The organism is Methylobacterium sp. ME121, from assembly GCF_000974725.1.
Lineage (GTDB): Bacteria > Pseudomonadota > Alphaproteobacteria > Rhizobiales > Beijerinckiaceae > Methylobacterium > Methylobacterium radiotolerans.
In genome coordinates this window covers 1-3,477 of the sequence record NZ_BBUX01000150.1, presented here as the reverse complement: position 1 = coordinate 3,477, position 3,477 = coordinate 1, and the positions used below count along the sequence as shown (strand labels likewise).

5 protein-coding genes are annotated in these 3,477 nt (G+C 68.2%); all 5 read left to right on the top strand.

The window, feature by feature from the left end; translation table 11 throughout:
- Window positions 1-1,088: hypothetical protein (locus ME121_RS32530; RefSeq protein ID WP_491892950.1), on the top strand; the 1,088-nt coding region annotated here is incomplete at its 5' end.
- A gap of 89 nt (window positions 1,089-1,177) precedes the next feature.
- Window positions 1,178-1,957, top strand: coding sequence for an N-acetylmuramidase family protein (locus tag ME121_RS32525; RefSeq protein ID WP_059410320.1), 780 nt, complete (start codon window positions 1,178-1,180; stop codon window positions 1,955-1,957).
- A 79-nt stretch (window positions 1,958-2,036) separates the two neighbouring features.
- The gene (locus ME121_RS32520; RefSeq protein ID WP_059410319.1) at window positions 2,037-2,750 is read left to right on the top strand and encodes a hypothetical protein; all 714 of its coding nucleotides are present in this window, start codon (window positions 2,037-2,039) and stop codon (window positions 2,748-2,750) included.
- Window positions 2,750-2,995 (top strand): hypothetical protein, encoded by a 246-nt coding sequence (locus ME121_RS32515; RefSeq protein ID WP_059410318.1) that lies wholly within the window; start codon window positions 2,750-2,752, stop codon window positions 2,993-2,995. Before ME121_RS32520 ends, ME121_RS32515 begins: the two co-directional genes overlap by 1 nt.
- Window positions 2,995-3,354 (top strand): ubiquitination-like system serine protease family protein, encoded by a 360-nt coding sequence (locus tag ME121_RS32510; protein ID WP_089231513.1) that lies wholly within the window; start codon window positions 2,995-2,997, stop codon window positions 3,352-3,354. The genes ME121_RS32515 and ME121_RS32510 overlap by 1 nt, the downstream gene beginning before the upstream one ends.
- Window positions 3,355-3,477: the final 123 nt, after the last annotated feature.

The window sequence follows — 3,477 nt, the reverse complement described above, 5'->3', positions numbered from 1 at the left end:
TCGGAAACTATTCGGGCCTCTACAACCTGCCGCTGACCTTCGTCGGCATCAACGGGCTGGGCAGCGTCGGCGTTCAGATGGGCGCCGGCGAGCAGGGCTCATCGCCGGTTCTGCGCGACTCCCGTATCATCGGCTTCGATACGGGCATCGACATCCAATCGAACGTCACCGGCAAGCTCGACAACGTCTCGGTGGATGGCTCGAAGAACATCGGTATTCGCACGCGCAACATTGCCAACTCGGACGCCGGCGACTGGACGTGGCTCGGTGTCAAGGTCGACAATTTCACGAAGACCGGCGATCTCGTCTCTTACGAAAGCGGCGGCGGCCTCAAGGTGCTCGGCTTCAAGGGGCTGGGCGGCGACATCGGCTGGCACATGAAGCTGCCGGATGGCACGGCGACGCAGGATTTCCAGTTCTCGGGCAACTCGATCGAGAACAGCGGCACCGCCTGCATGAAGTTTGAGCGGGTCGCCGGCGGCACCACCGGAGTTTTCGGCAACATCTCGATCGTTGGGAACGAGTTCGCCGGGTGCCCCACCGGCCTGTGGTTTGCGGGTCCCGGCGCCTCTGGCGCAGTAATCACCGGTAACAACTTCAGCTCGATCTCCGGCTTCCCGATCAAGCTGGATCCGGGCGCCAATAACATCGTCGTCGGGCAAAACACCGTCACGGGGGCGGTGTCATTGCAGGACAACCGCACGGCGTTCGCTGACGAGTATGGCTTCCTCAATCGGGCGGACACGGTAGCGATCGATACGTCCAGCTCGACGAACTACGCTTATGCCTACCACGTCACGGTGCCGCCGTTCCGCTCTGCCTCGATCCATCTGGTTCTTGAGGGTGTCATCCAGGGCGTGGGCGGGTTTGTGCGCGATGAAGAGTTCCTCCTGACGAACACTGGGGCGGGCCCGCTGGTCGTCACGCAGAAGTCGAGCACTCAGGGCGGAAGCGCCACGATCGATTTCGCTGTGGGGACCAACACGCCTGGCGTGGCCGATCTTGGCTATCGGCTCAATCAGGGCGGCAGGATTCAGGGCACCGCGACCATCGTCCCGCTCGGCAAGATGGTGAGCGTGTCGCGCTGACGGCCACCGAAATCTGTCTGCGCCCGGGCGCCGTTAGCGTCAGCGCCTGGGCCTCCTGCGCCTTCCTCCCCTGACATCGTGAGGACGACATGACCGACACCGCCAGCGCGGTGGCGCTGCGACGCCTGCGCGAGAGCGCCTTCAAGGGCATCGGGAAGCGACTCGCCGACGAGGATCTGCCGCGCCTCGGGCACGGCATCGGCGTCGGTGAGGATGAAATTCACGCCTTCCTCGACGTCGAGACGTCCGGCGGCGGCTTCGACAGCAAGGGCCGCCCGAAAGCGCTCTACGAGCCGCACCGGGCGTACGCACTTTCGCAGGGCGCCGCACGCGCCGAGCTCGTCCGGCTTGGGATCGCCTACCCGAAGTGGGGCACGAAGCCGTATCCGGCCGACAGCTACCCGCGCATCGTCCAGGCGCTCGCGGTCGATCCGCGCGTCGCTCTTGAGGCGACGTCGTGGGGGCTCGGGCAGATCATGGGCTCGAACCACGTCGCGGCCGGCTTCGATAGCGCGGCCGAGATGGTGGCGGCCTTCCTCGACAGCGAGGAGGCGCAACTTGCCGCGGCGGTTGCCTTCATCCGCGCCAACCACCTCGACGATGAGCTGCGCGACCACCGCTGGGCTGCGTTCGCCATGGGCTACAACGGCCCGGGCTACCGCAAGAACGCCTACGACACGAAGCTGGCGGCCCGGTACGCGTTCTGGCGCAAGGTCCCGGATACGCCATGGTCGCCGCCGGCGCCCGCCGTCGCGGCTGTGCTCGCTTCGCCCATCACGGATGAGAAGCAAGCCTTGTTGGTTCTCAAGAAGGCCCCCGCGGTGAGAGCCAAGCCCACCGCGAAGGCCGCCGCCCGCCGGCGGGCCTGACCCAAGCTCCGCGGATTCCGCGGTAGTTCGACCCGAGCCGGCCGGGCCCGCCGCGCACTCCCGACAATCGAGACCTGACATGAACCGCATCGCTCTCGCGGCGCTGGCGCTCGCCTGCGTCTGCTCTCCAGCCCTGGCCGCGACCGGTCAGCCGTTCGACCTATCCCGCGCTGCCGGCCACGGCGTGACGGTGCTCCTGCTCGGCTTGGCGCTCATCGGCGCGCTGATCTGCGCAGCCCGCCGCGCGCCCGGGCTGACGCTCGCTGCCGTGGCGCTCGCGGTCGCCGCCATCGGTCTCGGCGCTCATCCCGCGCTCGCCCAAACTGCCGCGACCGTCGCCCAGCCGGCCACGGACACCGCCGTCGTCACGGTGCCGCTCGGCACGTGGCTGGCCTCCTATGCCGCCGGCATCCAGGAGATCGTCGTCTCGCTCGTCATGGGCCTGATCGCGTTCGCATGTCGCCGCCTGCCGGCCGCCGCCGGCTCGGTGATCAAGGGCATCCTGACCCAGCAGCTCGTCGAGCGAGCCATCGCCTTCGGCTTTAACACCGTCCAGGGCGCGGCCGAGGGCATGAAGCTCTCGGTCGACGTGCGCAGCACCGTCCTGGCCAACGCGCTGAACTACGCCGTCCAGCACGCGCCGGAGTGGTTCATCAAGTGGGTCGGTGGCACCTCGGCGATCCGCGATCACATCATCGCGCTGCTGCCGCAGGATCCGGACGCCTCCCTCGCGCACGCCACGCCGACGGCGGTGGGCCCGACCACGGCTGACCCAGTCCGGTCACTCGGCTGATGTTCAGCCTCTCAGCCCTGCTGAGCACGCTGCTCGGCCTCCTCGCGCGGACGTTTTCGGACGCCATCGTGAAGGAGGTCGACAGCCTGCGGCACGATCAGGATCAGCGCGACCTCGGCGCGGCGCAGCAGGCGAACGCCTCCACGCTCGTCGCCGAGGCGCAGGAGGCCCGGGCGCGCGCGGCGGCCGACGCCGCTGCGGACGGCGAAGACGATCCCGCAGACGTGTTTCCGGAGGCGAGGTGATGGCCCGTATCGGCGTCCTGCGCTCGCTTGAGGGCGGCCGGCTCGGCTTCCACTGCCCAGGCTGCAGCACGATGCACGTCGTCCGCGTCGTGCCGGACGGCGCGCTTCCTTGCTGGGGCTTCAACGGCGATCACGAGCGGCCGACCTTCACGCCTTCCGTTCTCGTGTCCGGCACCTATTGGGAGCCGGAAGTCACCCCCGAGAACATCGCGGAATGGCGACGCGCTCCCTGGCCTCAGCACAAGGTCGAGCGCGTCTGCCACAGCTTCGTGCGCGACGGTCAGATCCAGTTCCTCGGCGACTGCACCCATGCCCTTGCCGGGCAGACCGTACCTCTCACCGCGGACGATGAGACATGACCTGCATCGGCTTCGCCCTCGGGCTCGCAATCCTGCACTGCGACCTTGCCGCGCCGGCGGTCCCGGCGGCTCGGCTCTGCCAGGTGATGACCTCGCCCGTGCAGTACGCGCGGACCGACGACC